Consider the following 14,693-nt stretch of genomic DNA (forward strand, 5'->3'; position numbering starts at 1 on the left):
TGTTTCGTATTATGGTATACCAACTTTTGACATTCCGTAATACCCGATGTTATACCCTTTGCGACATTTGATTAACATTTGATCTACATTTCAGGGGGTTTTTATGCATCCGGATATTCGTAAGACCTTTGTCGCCACCGAGACCACCTGGGTCGACGGTGGCAGGGCTGCGGTCGAGCCGCTGGTGATGATTGCGGCCGCGGCCGTGGTAAAGAATCCGTGGGCCGGAGAGGGCTTTGTTGAGGATCTGGCGCCGAAAATCCGCGAGATGGGGCCGGTTCTGGGGGAACTGCTGACTGGCATGATCGTTAAAGAGGCCGGTTCCGGTGAGCGGGTTCAGGCCTTTGGCAAGAGTGCCGTGGTGGGGCTGAACGGCGAGCTGGAGCATGCCTCGGCGCTTATCCACACGCTGCATTTCGGCAACCACTACCGCTCGGCGGTGGGAGGCAAGAGCTATCTCGCCTTTAATAATACCCGCGGCCCTGCCGCATCGCCGATTCTTATTCCGATGATGGGGAAAAATGACGAGGGCAGCCGCGAACACTACCTGACTTTCCAGTTCAACATCAGCGACGCGCCGTTCAGCGATGAAATCGTGGTGGCGCTGGGGGCGGCGCTGGGGGGCAGACCTCATCACCGTATCGGTAATCGTTATCTCGACTTAAAAGAGTTAGACCATGATTCGAAAAACCCTGCAGCTGTCTGAACCGGACTTAGGTGTCGGTTACCTGGAAGCGGGGCAGGGTGCGCCGCTGGTGCTGATTCACGGCGTGGGGATGAACGCCAGTGCCTGGTATCCGCAGTTTGAGGCTTTGAGCCGCCGCTATCGGGTGATTGCGCTGGATATGCCAGGCCATGGCGCCAGCGAAGGCTTTCACCATATTCCGGTGCTTGAGGACTACGTCCACTGGGCCGGTGCCGTCATTAGCCATCTGGTGCAGGGGCCTTGCGCCGTGGCGGGACACTCCATGGGGGCGTTGATTGCCGCTGGTCTGGCCATTGAGTATCCACAGCGGATTAGCCACGCGGTGGTGATAAGCGGTGTATTCCGTCGCGATCCGACGGCTCGCAAGGCCGTGCTTTCCCGGGCGCTGGAGCTGGCGAACGGTCAGGGACAGACCGATGCGCCGCTGGCGCGCTGGTTCGGCGACGCGCCCCACGAGCGGGCGCTGCGTCGTCAGGTGGGCGAATGGCTGCATCAGGTCGACAGACAGGGCTATGCCCGGGCCTATCAGGCTTTCGCTGACGGTGACAGTACCTATGCCGGGCGCTGGGGCGAGATCGGCTGCCCGGTGCTGGTGATGACCGGCGAGCACGATGCCAACTCAAGCCCGGCCATGGCGCACCAGATGGCGCAGGCCGCGCCCGGCGCCCGGGCCGTTATCGTGAAAAATGCCCGTCATATGCTGAGCCTGACCGATCCTCAGTCGGTAAATGACGAGATCCTGACTTTTCTTGGCGCGCTACATCAGGGGAAGCGCGTCGGACAACAGTATGAAGGAGCAACAGATGGACGCGGATAAGCGCAGACAGCTACGCGACGCCTTCGGCGCCTTTATGACCGGGGTGACGGTGGTCACTACCGTTAATAAAGCGCAGCAGCCCATTGGCTTTACGGCGAACTCATTTTCATCAGTATCGCTCGACCCGCCACTACTGCTGGTGAGCATCGATAACCGTTCGGCCAACCTGAGCCATTTTGCCGAAGGCGAACGCTTTGCCATCAATATTCTTTCCGAGCAGCAGAAGGAAGTGTCGGGGCGCTTCGCCCGCCCCGGCGAAGATCGCTTCGCCGCCACGGTATGGCGCAAAGGCGATCACGGCATGCCGCTTATCGATGGCTGTTCGGCCTGGTTTGAATGCGCCCGCTGGCAGACCATCAGCGCGGGCGATCACCAGATCCTGATTGGCGAGGTTCTGGCCTTCGATTCCTGTGGTACGGCGGGGCTGGGCTACTATCGCGGCGCGTACTTTACGCCGACGCAAAACGCCGAAAATCTGGCCGCCGGGCCGGAGGTGGTGGTCAGCGCGCTGATCGAAGCCTGTGGCCAGACCCTGATGGTGAAGCAGCAGGATGGCCGCTACCGGCTGCCTTCACGCGCCGTGGCGGGGGGCAGCGTGGGCGAAAGTCTGGAAGCGCTGCTTAAGGAGCTGGAGATCCCGGCAAATCCGGGGCTGGTCTACTCGGTCTATAACGATCGTCAGCGCAATCAACAGCATATCGTCCTGCACTGCGCGCTGCCGGTAGGGGCGACGCTTAGTCCACCCGCGGGACCGGGCTGCGAGTGGGTGGCGTTGCCGGTGATTCCGGATCTGCCGGTTCAGGATTTCGCGCTCAAGTCGCTGCTCAACCGCTTTGTGCGCGAGAGCGCTATGGGGAATTACGGACTCTATTACGGCGATGAACAGCGTGGGTCTATTAAGCAATTTGCGGTCTGAGGATAACGGGAGAGCGTTATGAAACTGTCTTTATTTGTCCATATGGAGCGCACCTCTGCCGAAACGCCGCAGCGTCAGCTCTATGACGAAATGATTGAGCTGTGCGAGATGGCGGATAAAGGGGGCATGCACGCGGTATGGACCGGTGAACATCATGCTATGAACTTCACCATCGCCCCCAATCCCTTCATCAACCTGGCGGATCTGGCGCGCCGTACCTCCCGGGTACGGCTGGGCACCGGCACCATAGTGGCTCCGTTCAACCACCCGATTCGTCTGGCGGGCGAGGCGGCGATGACCGATATCGTCACCGACGGGCGGCTGGAGCTGGGCATCGCCCGCGGCGCTTATATGTATGAATACGAGCGTATGCTGCCAGGACTGACCGCCTGGGATGCCGGGCAGCGGATGCGCGAGCTGATTCCGGCGGTGAAAAAGCTATGGGAAGGCGATTATACCCACGACGGCGAGTTCTGGTCGTTTCCGGCCAGCACCTCGGCGCCGCTGCCCCAGCAGCAACCTCATCCGCCCATCTGGGTGGCGGCCAGGGATCCCAACAGCCACGAGTTTGCGGTGAAAAACGGCTGTAACGTGCAGGTAACGCCGCTCAGCCAGGGCGCTGAAGAGATAGAACGTCTGGTCAGCTGCTTTAAGCAGGCCAGGGCGCAGTTCGCCCCGGAACAGCCTCTGAAGATTATGCTGCTGCAGCACGGCTATGTGGCTGAAGACGAAGCCGACGCCCAGCAGGCGGCTCGGGAACTTAATCGCTTCTATAACTACTTCGGCGCCTGGTTTAAGAATGAACGTCCGGTCAGCCAGGGGTTGATCGAACCGCTGAGCGACGAGGAGATCGCCGCCAACGCCTTCTTCACGCCGGAGATGATGCGCAATAACCTGGCCATTGGTACGCCGAACGAGGTGATCACCCGCCTGAAGCGCTACAAGGATCTGGGCTATGACGAGTTCGCGTTCTGGATCGACAGCGGCATGTCCTTCGAGCGCAAAAAGGCGTCGCTGGAACGCTTTATCCAGTCGGTATTACCGGAATTCCATTAACAGAGAGGCGGCGATGGAAACCTTTAAACTCTATATCGACGGCCGCTTCGAAGCGGGAGCGGCCCGCTTTGTTTCCCGCAATCCGGCGACCGGGGAGGCCTGGGCCGAAATGCCGGAAGCGCGCGGCGACGAGGTGAATCGCGCCGTACTGGCGGCGCAGCGCGCTTTTCGCGATCCGGCCTGGCGTGGGCTGACCGCTGGCGGGCGCGGTAAGCTGCTGCTGCGCCTGGCAGACCTGCTGGAAGAAAATGCCGATGAACTGGCGCGTCTGGAAACCCTGGATACCGGCAAGATCATTCGTGAAACCCGGGCTCAGGTAGCCTATATCGCCGAATATTACCGCTACTACGCCGGGCTTGCGGATAAGATTGAAGGGCGGGTACTGGCTATCGACAAACCGGATATGGAGAGCTGGATCCGCCGTGAGCCGGTGGGGGTGGTGGCGGCTATTGTCCCCTGGAACAGCCAGCTGTTCCTGTCGGCGGTGAAACTGGGGCCGGCGCTTGCCGCAGGCTGTACGGTGGTGCTGAAGGCGTCGGAAGAGGCGCCGGCGCCGCTGCTGGCCTTCGCCCGGCTTATCGACCAGGCCGGTTTCCCGCCCGGGGTGGTGAATGTGATAACCGGTTTTGCCGCTGAATGTGGCGCGCCGCTCAGTGCTCACCCGGCGGTGGACCATATCGCCTTTACCGGCGGGCCGGAAACCGCGCGCCACATTGTGCGCAACAGCGCAGAGAACCTGGCGCGCACTTCGCTGGAGCTGGGGGGAAAGTCTCCGTTTATCGTGTTCGATGACGCGAATCTGGAAAGCGCCGCCAACGCTCAGGTGGCCGGGATTTTTGCCGCTTCCGGTCAGAGCTGCGTGGCGGGCTCGCGGCTGCTGGTGGCTGAAAGCATTAAGGCGCGCTTCCTGGCGTTGCTGACCCGTAAAGCACAGGCCATCCGTATCGGCGCGCCGGACGATCCCGACACCCAGTTCGGGCCGCTGTGTACCGCCCGCCAGAAGCAGCGAATCGAAGAGGTGGTTGAGCGCTCTCTGGCGCAGGGGGCGCGGCTGGTGACCGGCCATTATCCGCTGGAACAGGGCGGTCACTACTATCCGCCGACTATCCTGGATTGTGATGGTCATCGCGACGTGGCCTGTTTGCACACCGAGCTGTTCGGGCCGGTGCTGGCGGTTCAGTCGTTCCGAAACGAAGAAGACGCCATTCGCCTTGCCAACGACAGCGCCTATGGCCTGGCAGCCGGGGTCTTTACCCGGGACCTGGCCCGCGCCCATCGGGTGACCGGGGCGATACGGGCCGGTGTGGTCTGGCTCAATACCTATCGGGCTATCTCGCCGATGGCGCCATTTGGCGGCTTTGGCGAATCCGGCTCAGGGAGGGAAGGGGGCATCAGCGCCGCGCTGGAGTACACCACCACCCGCACCGTATGGCTACGCACCAGCGATGAGCCTATCGACGATCCCTTTGTGATGCGTTAACCCGAAGTCACGGCGCCGGTTCGCGGCGCCGCTAACAGGAACCCCGTAACCCGCAGTTCAGGCGAGCCATGGCGCGCCGGGTCTGCTACGGCCTTTTGTCAGGGAAAACACTAAGAACCCGTACCCATTTCTTTCCCGGAGGAGGCGACCATGCAAGCCCGGAAAGCATTTATTGAAAATAAGTCTATTGACTATGTGCCTGCCGCCGAACGGCACGGTCATCCGCGTAGTCTGTTCACGCTCTGGTTCTGCACCAATATCGCGCCGCTGGCGGTTGTAACCGGCGCCGCGGCTACCCTGACGTTTCACCTTAACGTGCTGTCGGCAATAACGGCTATCGTTGCGGGGCACCTGTTCGGCGGTCTGTTTCTGGGGCTGACTTCCGCCCAGGGGCCGCGGGCCGGGATTCCGCAGATGGTGCAGAGTCGGGCGCAGTTCGGCCGCTATGGCTCGCTGCTGGTGATAGGTTTCGCTTCGGTCATCTATCTGGGCTTTTTTATCTCGAACATTACGCTTTCCGGCCGGGTGATTCACAACGTGCTGCCGTCGGTAGACCTCACCAGCGCCACGCTGTGCGGCGCTGCGGCCGCTACTTTTATCGGCGCGGTGGGCTACCACTTTATTCACCGTATTAACCGTATTGGCGCCTGGGTGATGGGGGCGGCGTTGCTGGCAGGGCTGGCTATGATCTACAGCCATCCGCTGCCTGCTGATTTCTGGGGGCGCGGTAGCTTTACGCTTTCCGGCTGGTTCGCCACCTTTTGTCTGGGGGCGGTGTGGCAGATTAGCTTCTCGCCCTATACCTCCGACTATTCACGCTATCTGCCGCAAGATTGCGGGGTGCTGAAACCGTTTCTGTACACCTGGCTCGGTGCCTGCTGCGGCACTATCCTGGCGTTTTTGTTCGGCATGTCGGCAGTCAGCGTCACCGGCACCGGCGACGCCATGGAGGCGGTGCGTCAGGCTACCGGCTGGCTGGGGCCGCTGCTGATGGTGCTGTTTCTGCTGAATATCATCTGCCATAACGCCATGAATCTCTACGGTGCGGTGCTGTCGCTTATCACCGCGGTACAGACATTTCTGCCGCAGTGGCGTCCATCGGCTCGCGGAAGGCTACTGTGCTCCGCGGTGGTGCTGGTTGGCTCGGTGCTGGTGGCGCTGGCGGCGTCCGCTAACTTTGTGAACCTGTTTCTGAACCTGATTCTGGCGCTGATCTCGGTGCTGGTGCCCTGGGCGATGATCAACCTGATCGATTTCTATCTGATTCACGGCCAGCGCTACGATGTGGAATCGATCTTCCGGGCCGACGGCGGTCGCTATGGCCGGGTAAACCGTAAGGCGCTGGGCATTTACGCCTTTGGTATCCTGGTGCAGTTGCCCTTTATGAAGAACGCCTTTTTTATCGGCCCCTATGCCGGACTGGTTCCTGGCACTGATATTTCGTGGATTATCAGTATGGCGGCCATTGCGATCGCCTGGCCGCTGTTTAATGGCCGCACCGAACTGTGGTTGACCCGGGCGCAGCGGGAATAACGGGATTGGGGGAGGAAATATTTTCCTCCCCTGGCTTACAGGTCGTGACAGCTAACTGCCGGCATGCCTGTGCTATATTCCAGAACCTGGAAAAGTGGAACGGGAATCAGGACAATATGTCCAGGAAAGAGATAATAACGGATTTGGTTATTTGTGGTATGGCCCTGGCGGCCATGTATTACGGTCATATCTATATCGCGTTCTGTATTCTTTTTGGTCTGGGGATTATCCGGCTGGCACCGTTTCGGGGGGCGATCTTCGGTTTCCTGAAAAATGCGTATGTCCTCAGGTTTTATAATGTGGTGATTTGGTTTTTTTCTTATCTGATCGCCCTGAAAATACTGAGTTTCGCCAGCGGCGTCAGCGAAGATAATTTGAAATATTCCCCCGCAATATTGGGAGTGCCTGTTTCGGTGCTGCTGGTTTGGGTGCTGATTATGCTGGCTTCCGCGCTGTCGGGCATGATTGTTTCAGTCTATAACCAGTTTTCTCCTGTTATTCCTGGTGGTATGAAACAGTCCATTGAATCCTCTGGTTTTATGTTGTTACTGCGGCGTGGCATTTATATGATGATACTCACGGTGCCATTACCCGTCCTTGCAGCATTTTCCACCCCCTGGATCGCCCGGGCGGCTTTGCTGGCGGATGCCTCTTTTATTTCCCCTTGCGGACCAAAAATGGCAGACCACATGTATTTAAAAATCAATGACACCCAGTGCTATCGGTTTACGCTGGATCGACATCTGTTAACCCGGGATCCTGTTATTCAGGAGATGAAATCCGCTAAATAATGCCGGACGTGCCGTCCGGCACCGTGGTTACGCAGGTTGAATTTTCCGCAGCCCTGCCAGCGCCTGCTCCAGATAGCGGCGCGGGCAGCCGAGGTTGAGACGGATAAAGCCCTGTCCCGTGGGGCCGAAACTGGCGCCCATCGAAGGGATTATGCCCGCTTGTTCGACAATCTGCTGCTTCAGGGTATCGTCATCCAGCTCCAGGGCGCGGCAGTCTATCCACAGCAGATAGGTGCCCTGGGCGGGGAGGATTCTGGCCCAGGGCAGATGCTGCGCCGCCTGCTCGCAGAACCAGCGCCGGTTTTGCGCCAGATAATCCAGCAGCGCATCCAGCCATGCGGCGCCGTGGCGTAACGCCGCGGTGGATGCGGTTAGCGACATGGCGTTGAATACATCCAGCCCGTGAGCGTCCAGGCGCTGTAAAAAACGCTGACGCAGCGTGGCATCCGGGATCAGGAAGTTGGACAGGCGCAGCGACGACAGGCCGAAGGTCTTACTGGGGGCGGTGGCGGCGATAATGCGCCGGTGCCAGCGCGCGTCCAGATGCAGTACCGAGGTAAAGCGGTTACCCGGCAGCAGCAGATCGGCCCAGATCTCGTCGGAAAGCAGGGTGACATCGTAGCGTTCGCACAGCGCCAGCAGGCGGGTCAGCTCGTCGGCAGACCAGCAGCGTCCGGTGGGATTATGGGGATTACACAGAATCATTAGCGGCGGCCGGTGGTGCTGGAACAACTGCTCCAACTGGCCGAGATCCATCCGGTAGCCGAACTGAGGATCCTCACTCAGGGGATTTTCCAGTAGTGCGCGGCCGTTAAGGGTAATGATTTTGGCGAACGAGCCATAGTAAGGCCCCTGAACCACCACGCCGTCGCCGGGCTGGCTGAGCATCTGCAACAGGAGCGCCAGTCCGGGGACCACACCTTCCACGCAGCAGATCCACTGGGGATCCAGCGTCAGGTTATGGCGCCCGGCAAACCAGGCCAGCAGCGCGTCGTCATATGCCTGATTGCGGGTGCTGTAGCCGAAGACGCCGTGATCCGCCCGCTGGTGCAGGGCGGCCAGCACCGCTGGCGGCGCTGCGAAGTCGACGTCGGAAACCCACATGGGGAGCCCGGAGCCGTCCATTGCATCCCACTTCACCGAACCGGTGCCCCGGCGCTCAATAATCCGATCAAAAATCTCTGTCATGGTCCGATCCTTATTATTCCGCAACCGGTTGAGGCTGAGGCTGTGTCTTTGATTGCGGCAGTCGGGCGATACCAAAACCGGTAAAGCCGTAAATCAGTGCGAAGAATATGGCGGCATAGCACTGAACTGCCCAGGGAAGCAGATCCAGCGTATTCACCCCCAGGGTGGTGGCCATATAAACGCCGGCAGAAGTCCATGGCAACAGCGGTTCGATAACGGTGCCGGCGTCTTCAACGGTACGCGACAGGTTCTTATTATCCAGCCCCATACGTCGGTAGGCGCCTTTAAACAGTTCGGCAGGTACCAGCAGCGCCAGCTTGCCGTCGCTGGTGGCGCCGGTCACCAGAATGGTGGTGCCGATGGTGGCAGCGATCAGCTGGCCGGTGGTGCGGATAACGGTCAGCAGACGGTTGATAATCACGGTCAGGGCGCCGGTCAGGGTCAGGGCGCCTGCGAAAGAGAAGGCGCAGAACACCAGCAGGATCGTGCCCATCATCGAAAACATGCCGCCGCGATTGAGCAGGCGCGGCACATCGGCGACGGCACCGGCGTCGCCGTGGTCGAACATGCTGATATTAAAACCATCCATAAAGGCGTCCAGCCCCTGTTTCAGGCTTAGTCCCTGCATTACGACGCCGAGCACGATGGCCAGCAGGCAGGCGAACAGCATCAGTGGAATCACCGGCTTTTTACGTATGGCGCCCCACAGCACCAGCACCGGCGGCAGAATCAGCACGATATTGAAGTGATACAGCCCTTCCAGCGTGGTGATGATATCGGTGACGCGCTGAGGGGGGGCCACGCTGCCGATTATGTCGCTATGGCCGGCCAGCAGGTAGACCCCTGCCGCCAGCAGGAAGCTGGGGATGGTGGTGTATAGCAGATGCTGAATATGTTCGAACAGCGTGGTGTCCGCGACTATAGCAGCGAAGTTGGTGGAGTCGGAAAGCGGTGAGATTTTATCGCCGAAATAGGCGCCGGAAACCACGGCGCCTGCCGCCGCAGGCAGGGAGACGTCCAGCCCGGCGGCAACGCCCATCAGCGCCACCCCGACGGTACCGGCTGAGCCCCAGGAGGTACCGGTACAGACCGAGACCACGCTGGTCAGAAAAAATGCGGCGATCAGAATGTACTGCGGGCTAATCAGCTTCAGGCCCCAGTAAACCATGTAGGGAATAGTGCCGCTAAACATCCAGGTGCCGATAAGTCCGCCGACGCAGATAAGGATCATAATCACCGGCATCGCCTTCGCCAGTTTGCTGACGATGGAGTCGATAATTTCGTCCCAGCTATAGCCCTGCCACAGCGCCAGCCCCGCTGCGATGGCTGCCGAACATAGCAGCAGCGGCTCGATGCGCAGCCCCGCCACGCCGTAGCCGACAATCAGCAGCGCCAGCATGGCGACAATGGGCAATATTGCCAGCCCGAGCGATAGCGTTTTTTTGTTGTTCTGTTTCGCGTTCATGTTGATGCTCCAGGTCGAAGAGGTGACTTCAGGGTAGGGGGAATCACGGCGGGCTAACGTGATCGCGAATGGCTTGCCATGTAACCGGTTACATGAAGGTAAAAAGGATGAACCCGATCACATCATTAGTCATTGACCCGTGAGCAGACCGAGTCTCTGAGCACCAGTTCAGCGCGGAAGCCGTTGCTACGCGGTGGTGGAATTCGCCCCTGATAAAGCTGGATCGCCAGCTGACCGGCCTGACGAGCCATGGTTTCCACCGGGTAGTGGATGGTGGTCAGGGCGGGGTGCAGGTAGCGGGCCAGCACCACGTCGTCGAAACCGACCAGCGACAGCCGTTCGGGCAGCGTCACTCCCTGCTGATGCAGGATGCGCATAATGCCGGCGGCCATGACATCGTTAAAGGTAAAGGCGGCGGTAAACGGAATGCCGTTGTCCAGAAGCTGGCGGGCCGCTTGTTCGCCGCCTTCCTCGTTAAAAGGCACGCTGATTATCCATTCTCCTGGCGGGGTAATACCGTACTGCGCCAGCGCCGCGCGGTAGCCTTCCAGACGCTGGCGGCGATCGTCGATGGGCAGATCCGAGGTGACGCAGGCGATGCAGCGGTGGCCGTTTTCCAGCAGATGCAGGGTGGCCTGCATGGCGGCGGCGCGGTTTTCCAGCCAGACGCAGCGGTTAGCCATGGCGGCGATATAGCGGTTTACCAGCACCATGCCGGGCGTATGGGCGGCGTAGCGCAGCAGGTCGCGATCGCTCAGGCGGCTGGCGTGAGCCACAATGGCTTCACAGCCCTGGTTAATCAGAAAATCGAGGCCGGATTTCTCCATGCTTTCCTGGTGGCCTCCGCTGCACACCATCAGGCGGAATCCGTGCTGTCGGGCTACCTCTTCAACGCCGCGCGCCAGTCGGGCAAAGAAAGGATCGGCGAGATTTCCGGTCAGCAGGCCGAGCATGTCGCCGCTGCGTTTCGCCAGCGCCAGGGCGGCCGCGTTACGGCGGTAGTTGAGTTCGCGCATGGCTCTTTCGACCCGTTCCCGGGTCGCTGGCTCCACCCAGGCGGTCTGGTTGATCACCCTTGAGACGGTGGCGGTGGAAACGCCCGCCAGTCGGGCGACATCTTTGATGGTTGGCATGGCGGTGCCGCTCTCCGGTTAAGGAATATCGAACAACAGCATTGTACGCCGGGAAAAGGAGGGGGGCAGAACGCCGTGCCGGAGATGAGATCCGGCGCAGCGTACCGTATGGTTACTTAACGGCAGTTTCGTTGTGAATTTTCGCGCTGAAGCCGGTTTTGGCGACCGCCGCCAGCAGCTTCTGGCTGTCGAAATCCGCAGGCACGATAACATCGGCCTGATGAGTTTTCATCGACGCCTTGGCTTTAATCACGCCATCGGTGCTACGCAGCGCTTTGTTGATTGAGATAACGCACAGCGGGCAGGTCATCTGACTGACATCGAGCGTCACTTTTTTGTTGGCGGCCCAGCTCAGAGGGGCAATCAGCATCAGCGCCAGGCAAATTATCTTTTTCATTCCATCGTTTCCAGTATCCAGGGCAGAACCCAGGGGTAAGTGATGAGCAGCATCACCAAAGGGACCGACAGCCAGTAAAGCCATTCCAGCACCCGACGGCTGACCACGTTAACGCAGATAGGCTTCGGCGACAGATAAAGCCGCCAGAAACCGCGCACCATCAGGCCGACTGACAGAATAATCATCGGGATCTGCAGCCAGTCCAGCGCCGGAATGCCAATCAGCCCGGCGGCGGAGATGCCGAACAGCAGATACAGCAGCGGCCCGATACAGCACAGCGTGGACGCGACGGCGGCCACCAGCGCCGCCAGTAGGGTCACCAGACCGCTCTTAACGCCGTTCGACGCTGACATAGTCATAGCTGAATGTTGCCGGATCGTAGAAGTTTAGCGGGTCGCCGTCCACTTCCGCATAAGGATAGCCAAGGTTGTTAACGTCGCCCTGTTCCGCTTCTGGAGAGAGGGCGAAATCACGGCCGAAGTTAAAGCCCACCCAGTTCATCTCCCAGTTGCCAAACAGGTAATCGTTCACCGCCTTCACGTCCGGAGAGTCGTTCTCTTTCTTCTCGGCCAGCCGCATTTTGGTGACGTCGGCGGGATCGGCCGGTATCCAGCCAAAGCCAGCCAGCCAGAACATGGCCCGACAGTGCTGACCGCCGCTGATTTTCGCCACGCCCTTGGCATCGGCGCTGCCGAAGGCCTTCTTCGAATAGTTCGCCAGCTTGCGGGTCGCTCCCAGACGGATGCCGAACATTTCGCGGGCCGGAATGCCTGCCGCGCGGCACAGTGCCACAAAGACCGAATTGATATCGGTGCATTTGCCGCCCAGCTTGCCGGTTTTCAGGATCTCGCCCACATCGCCGGTGCCGCAGCCGATCACTGACTCATCGCGGTGCATATGGCTGCTGACCCAGTCGTGGATAAGGCGAGCCTGCTTCAGCGGAGATTTTTCGTCGCCGATAATCTTGTGCGCGGTCTCTTTAACCACGCCGTCGATAGCGATATGCGGCGTGGCTTTAAGCCAGGGCTGGATGGTGTCCGGAATGACGGCATCCTGCTCCGGCAACTGCCAGTCGGCCAGTTTGTTCTGCTTCAGCACTTCCCAGTCGCGGGTTTCAATGGTCATTTCGACCTTCAGTTCCAGCTTGCCTCTGGAATCAGGCCAGGTGACGAACAGCATCTTCGCGCCGTAGCGGTTATTGGCATTGAGTACGGCTTTCTGATAATTGCCGCTAAAGGAGAGAGAAACCAGCTGCTGGAAGTCGGTATTCTCGGGCACCGGCACCCACAGATTGACCTTGCCTGCGGATCCTTCCGGCACCTTTAGGTCGTAAGTCTGGGTCATGACAAAACGGCGCCATTGGCTGGAAGCGGAGACGGCGGACTGCTTAGCGCTTTTGGTTTCAGACCAGACCGGGCTGACCAGCCCCAGGGTTGAGAGCGCCGCTGCGCCTTTGAGAAAGTTACGCCTTTCCATTCGTCATCCTTTAGTTACCAGAAAAAGCTGGTGCTTAACCCCGCACCTGCGGAGGTCGGGCGTTATTATGCGACTATCGAAACGCATGGACAATCATTGCAATGGCTTTCTCCCGCCCCGGTAGCCGACGGAGAGTGAAAAAAAAGAAAAATCCGCTGCACTTTTTACGGTGAATGCCGATAACCAGAATATTGGTAAAAGGAGTCTGAGGGCATGATGGATAATTTCCAGAAAGATATTGATGACAGGGTGAATCTCACGCTATCGAACCGCTTTGAGCTACTGCTGTTTCGCCTTGGTTCATCCGAAAGCGATGGAAAATCGGAACTGTTTGGCATCAACGTGTTTAAACTGCGTGAAATCGTGCCAATGCCCGATTACACCAAACCGGTCGGCGTTCGCCATCCGGTACTGGGGATGGTCAATATCCGCGACCAGATAATCCCGGTTATCGATCTACCGGCGGTATTGGGCTGTCGGCCGACTGGCGGGCTGAATATTCTGCTGATTACCGAGTATGCGCGTACCGTGCAGGCCTTTGCCGTAGAGTCGGTGGAAAACATCGTTCGCCTGGACTGGACCCAGATTCATACCGCGGAAAAACTGGTCAACGGCCAGTATATTACCAGTGTGGCGCGGCTGGACGATGATCCATCCAGTCATCATCTGGCGATGGTCATCGACGTGGAACAGGTGCTGCATGATATTGTGCCTGCCAGACACGACCTGCACGCCACTCACAGCGGTCTGCCGCAGATCGCTATTAGGCCGGGAGCGGCCGTGATTGTCGCCGAAGATTCCCGGGTGGCTCGCGCCATGCTGGAAAAGGGGCTGAAGGCCATGGGACTGCCGGTGCTAATGCATGTGACCGGCAAGGATGCGTGGCTGAAGATTGAGGAACTGGCCGCTCAGGCGCAGCAGGAGGGGAGTCACATCAGCGATAAGATCGCGCTGGTGCTGACCGACCTGGAAATGCCGGAAATGGACGGCTTTACCCTGACCCGTAAAATTAAAACCGACAGTCGACTGCAAAGCATTCCGGTGGTGATTCACTCATCGCTTTCCGGCAGCGCCAATGAAGAGCACGTGCGTAAAGTACGCGCCGACGGCTATGTCGCCAAGTTCGAAATAAATGAGCTGTCGTCGGTGATTGCGCGGGTAATGCGTTAGCAGACGCCAGACAGGGATAATCTGCCTGTTATCTGACAGGCAGAGGGCTATTCGGGGATCCGAAAGGGCCGTATTACGGGAAAAAAAACACAGAAATTACGGATGTCCCCAGGAACAGATACCCGGCAAGAAAGCGCCAGTTGCGACGCAGAACAAAACCTGAATTTCTGAAGCGGCGGAAAGCGCTCACCTTTTCCAGCCGGCGATTAAGTTTTAGGCGCGATTCGTCCGGTAGCGTTGATACGCAAATCTGTGCGCGGATTTTCGACTCCATTTGGGTAAAAGTCATTTTATTATGGAATTGAAGTAATTTGCTGGAGAAAAACAGCGCCGTTAAAATAAACGCCCATATCTGGAAAAAACGATTAGGAATTCCCCAGCAGGCGATAGTCATAATAAGCATCCATTCAGCAATAGATTCCTGTTGAAGCTTTTTCCAGAACTGATTCATATAATGGGCGTAATTGTAAATATCATGAGCGATGGCAGAATATTCAACGGGGCGCATGGTCTGCTCCTTTTATTCATCGAAATGGATTTGCCAGCTTACCCTGAAAAAATCCAC

15 protein-coding genes are annotated in these 14,693 nt (G+C 58.8%); 8 read left to right on the plus strand and 7 right to left on the minus strand.

All coding sequences use genetic code 11. The annotated features are described in order from the left end of the window. Window positions 1-103: 103 nt before the first annotated feature. From V3W49_RS03105 to V3W49_RS03135, 7 genes are all read left to right on the plus strand, one after another. Window positions 104-706, plus strand: coding sequence for an amino acid synthesis family protein (locus V3W49_RS03105; protein ID WP_500143627.1), 603 nt, complete (start codon window positions 104-106; stop codon window positions 704-706). After that, the gene (locus V3W49_RS03110) at window positions 678-1,523 is read left to right on the plus strand and encodes an alpha/beta fold hydrolase (protein ID WP_500143628.1); all 846 of its coding nucleotides are present in this window, start codon (window positions 678-680) and stop codon (window positions 1,521-1,523) included. The genes V3W49_RS03105 and V3W49_RS03110 overlap by 29 nt, the downstream gene beginning before the upstream one ends. Then, the gene (locus tag V3W49_RS03115) at window positions 1,510-2,439 is read left to right on the plus strand and encodes a flavin reductase family protein (protein ID WP_500143629.1); all 930 of its coding nucleotides are present in this window, start codon (window positions 1,510-1,512) and stop codon (window positions 2,437-2,439) included. The genes V3W49_RS03110 and V3W49_RS03115 overlap by 14 nt, the downstream gene beginning before the upstream one ends. A gap of 18 nt (window positions 2,440-2,457) precedes the next feature. Then, on the plus strand, window positions 2,458-3,495 hold the full coding sequence (locus V3W49_RS03120; RefSeq protein WP_500143630.1) for an LLM class flavin-dependent oxidoreductase: 1,038 nt from the start codon (window positions 2,458-2,460) through the stop codon (window positions 3,493-3,495). 13 nt (window positions 3,496-3,508) lie between these two features. Next, window positions 3,509-4,975, plus strand: a complete 1,467-nt coding sequence (locus V3W49_RS03125; protein WP_500143632.1) for an aldehyde dehydrogenase — start codon at window positions 3,509-3,511, stop codon at window positions 4,973-4,975. Between the two features lie 150 nt (window positions 4,976-5,125). Next, entirely contained in the window at window positions 5,126-6,508 is a 1,383-nt protein-coding gene (locus V3W49_RS03130; protein ID WP_500143633.1) for a purine-cytosine permease family protein, read from the plus strand. 116 nt (window positions 6,509-6,624) lie between these two features. Next, a complete protein-coding gene (locus V3W49_RS03135; RefSeq protein WP_500143634.1) occupies window positions 6,625-7,299 on the plus strand; it encodes a hypothetical protein in 675 nt (224 codons plus the stop codon). A 27-nt stretch (window positions 7,300-7,326) separates the two neighbouring features. Here V3W49_RS03135 and V3W49_RS03140 read toward each other — a convergent pair whose 3' ends face one another. The 6 genes from V3W49_RS03140 to V3W49_RS03165 form a co-directional block, all read right to left on the minus strand. Then, window positions 7,327-8,487, minus strand: a complete 1,161-nt coding sequence (locus V3W49_RS03140) for a MalY/PatB family protein (RefSeq protein ID WP_500143636.1) — start codon at window positions 8,485-8,487, stop codon at window positions 7,327-7,329. Between the two features lie 13 nt (window positions 8,488-8,500). Beyond that, a complete protein-coding gene (gene nhaC, locus V3W49_RS03145; protein WP_500143637.1) occupies window positions 8,501-9,952 on the minus strand; it encodes a Na+/H+ antiporter NhaC in 1,452 nt (483 codons plus the stop codon). A gap of 125 nt (window positions 9,953-10,077) precedes the next feature. Beyond that, on the minus strand, window positions 10,078-11,085 hold the full coding sequence (locus V3W49_RS03150; RefSeq protein ID WP_500143639.1) for a LacI family DNA-binding transcriptional regulator: 1,008 nt from the start codon (window positions 11,083-11,085) through the stop codon (window positions 10,078-10,080). A 112-nt stretch (window positions 11,086-11,197) separates the two neighbouring features. After that, window positions 11,198-11,482 carry a heavy-metal-associated domain-containing protein gene (locus V3W49_RS03155; RefSeq protein ID WP_500143640.1) on the minus strand — a complete coding sequence of 95 codons (285 nt, stop codon included), beginning with the start codon at window positions 11,480-11,482 and terminating at the stop codon, window positions 11,198-11,200. Then, window positions 11,479-11,835: a mercuric transporter MerT family protein gene (locus tag V3W49_RS03160; RefSeq protein ID WP_500143642.1), complete on the minus strand. Its 357-nt coding sequence runs from the start codon at window positions 11,833-11,835 to the stop codon at window positions 11,479-11,481. Before V3W49_RS03160 ends, V3W49_RS03155 begins: the two co-directional genes overlap by 4 nt. After that, window positions 11,813-12,958: a transglutaminase-like domain-containing protein gene (locus tag V3W49_RS03165; RefSeq protein ID WP_500143644.1), complete on the minus strand. Its 1,146-nt coding sequence runs from the start codon at window positions 12,956-12,958 to the stop codon at window positions 11,813-11,815. Before V3W49_RS03165 ends, V3W49_RS03160 begins: the two co-directional genes overlap by 23 nt. 216 nt (window positions 12,959-13,174) lie before the next feature. On the opposite strand from V3W49_RS03165, the gene V3W49_RS03170 reads away from it, so the two are divergent. Next, window positions 13,175-14,128 carry a chemotaxis protein gene (locus V3W49_RS03170; protein ID WP_500143687.1) on the plus strand — a complete coding sequence of 318 codons (954 nt, stop codon included), beginning with the start codon at window positions 13,175-13,177 and terminating at the stop codon, window positions 14,126-14,128. A gap of 73 nt (window positions 14,129-14,201) precedes the next feature. Here the strand turns inward: V3W49_RS03170 and V3W49_RS03175 are convergent, their stop codons facing one another. After that, on the minus strand, window positions 14,202-14,636 hold the full coding sequence (locus V3W49_RS03175; RefSeq protein ID WP_500143645.1) for a hypothetical protein: 435 nt from the start codon (window positions 14,634-14,636) through the stop codon (window positions 14,202-14,204). Window positions 14,637-14,693 lie beyond the last annotated feature (57 nt).

Source organism: Rosenbergiella sp. YN46 (assembly GCF_036620675.1).
In the GTDB taxonomy this organism is placed as follows: domain Bacteria; phylum Pseudomonadota; class Gammaproteobacteria; order Enterobacterales; family Enterobacteriaceae; genus Jejubacter.

What these genes read in the sequence shown, in the direction of transcription:
- V3W49_RS03120 (WP_500143630.1), top strand. Translation starts at nt 2,458, where the DNA reads ATGAAACTGTCTTTATTTGTCCATATGGAGCGCACCTCTGCCGAAACG.
- V3W49_RS03170 (WP_500143687.1), top strand. Translation starts at nt 13,175, where the DNA reads ATGGATAATTTCCAGAAAGATATTGATGACAGGGTGAATCTCACGCTA.
- V3W49_RS03155 (WP_500143640.1), bottom strand. Translation starts at nt 11,482, where the DNA reads ATGAAAAAGATAATTTGCCTGGCGCTGATGCTGATTGCCCCTCTGAGC.
- V3W49_RS03125 (WP_500143632.1), top strand. Translation starts at nt 3,509, where the DNA reads ATGGAAACCTTTAAACTCTATATCGACGGCCGCTTCGAAGCGGGAGCG.
- V3W49_RS03150 (WP_500143639.1), bottom strand. Translation starts at nt 11,085, where the DNA reads ATGCCAACCATCAAAGATGTCGCCCGACTGGCGGGCGTTTCCACCGCC.
- V3W49_RS03110 (WP_500143628.1), top strand. Translation starts at nt 678, where the DNA reads ATGATTCGAAAAACCCTGCAGCTGTCTGAACCGGACTTAGGTGTCGGT.
- V3W49_RS03115 (WP_500143629.1), top strand. Translation starts at nt 1,510, where the DNA reads ATGGACGCGGATAAGCGCAGACAGCTACGCGACGCCTTCGGCGCCTTT.
- V3W49_RS03105 (WP_500143627.1), top strand. Translation starts at nt 104, where the DNA reads ATGCATCCGGATATTCGTAAGACCTTTGTCGCCACCGAGACCACCTGG.
- V3W49_RS03175 (WP_500143645.1), bottom strand. Translation starts at nt 14,636, where the DNA reads ATGCGCCCCGTTGAATATTCTGCCATCGCTCATGATATTTACAATTAC.
- V3W49_RS03165 (WP_500143644.1), bottom strand. Translation starts at nt 12,958, where the DNA reads ATGGAAAGGCGTAACTTTCTCAAAGGCGCAGCGGCGCTCTCAACCCTG.
- V3W49_RS03135 (WP_500143634.1), top strand. Translation starts at nt 6,625, where the DNA reads ATGTCCAGGAAAGAGATAATAACGGATTTGGTTATTTGTGGTATGGCC.
- V3W49_RS03130 (WP_500143633.1), top strand. Translation starts at nt 5,126, where the DNA reads ATGCAAGCCCGGAAAGCATTTATTGAAAATAAGTCTATTGACTATGTG.
- V3W49_RS03160 (WP_500143642.1), bottom strand. Translation starts at nt 11,835, where the DNA reads ATGTCAGCGTCGAACGGCGTTAAGAGCGGTCTGGTGACCCTACTGGCG.
- nhaC (WP_500143637.1), bottom strand. Translation starts at nt 9,952, where the DNA reads ATGAACGCGAAACAGAACAACAAAAAAACGCTATCGCTCGGGCTGGCA.
- V3W49_RS03140 (WP_500143636.1), bottom strand. Translation starts at nt 8,487, where the DNA reads ATGACAGAGATTTTTGATCGGATTATTGAGCGCCGGGGCACCGGTTCG.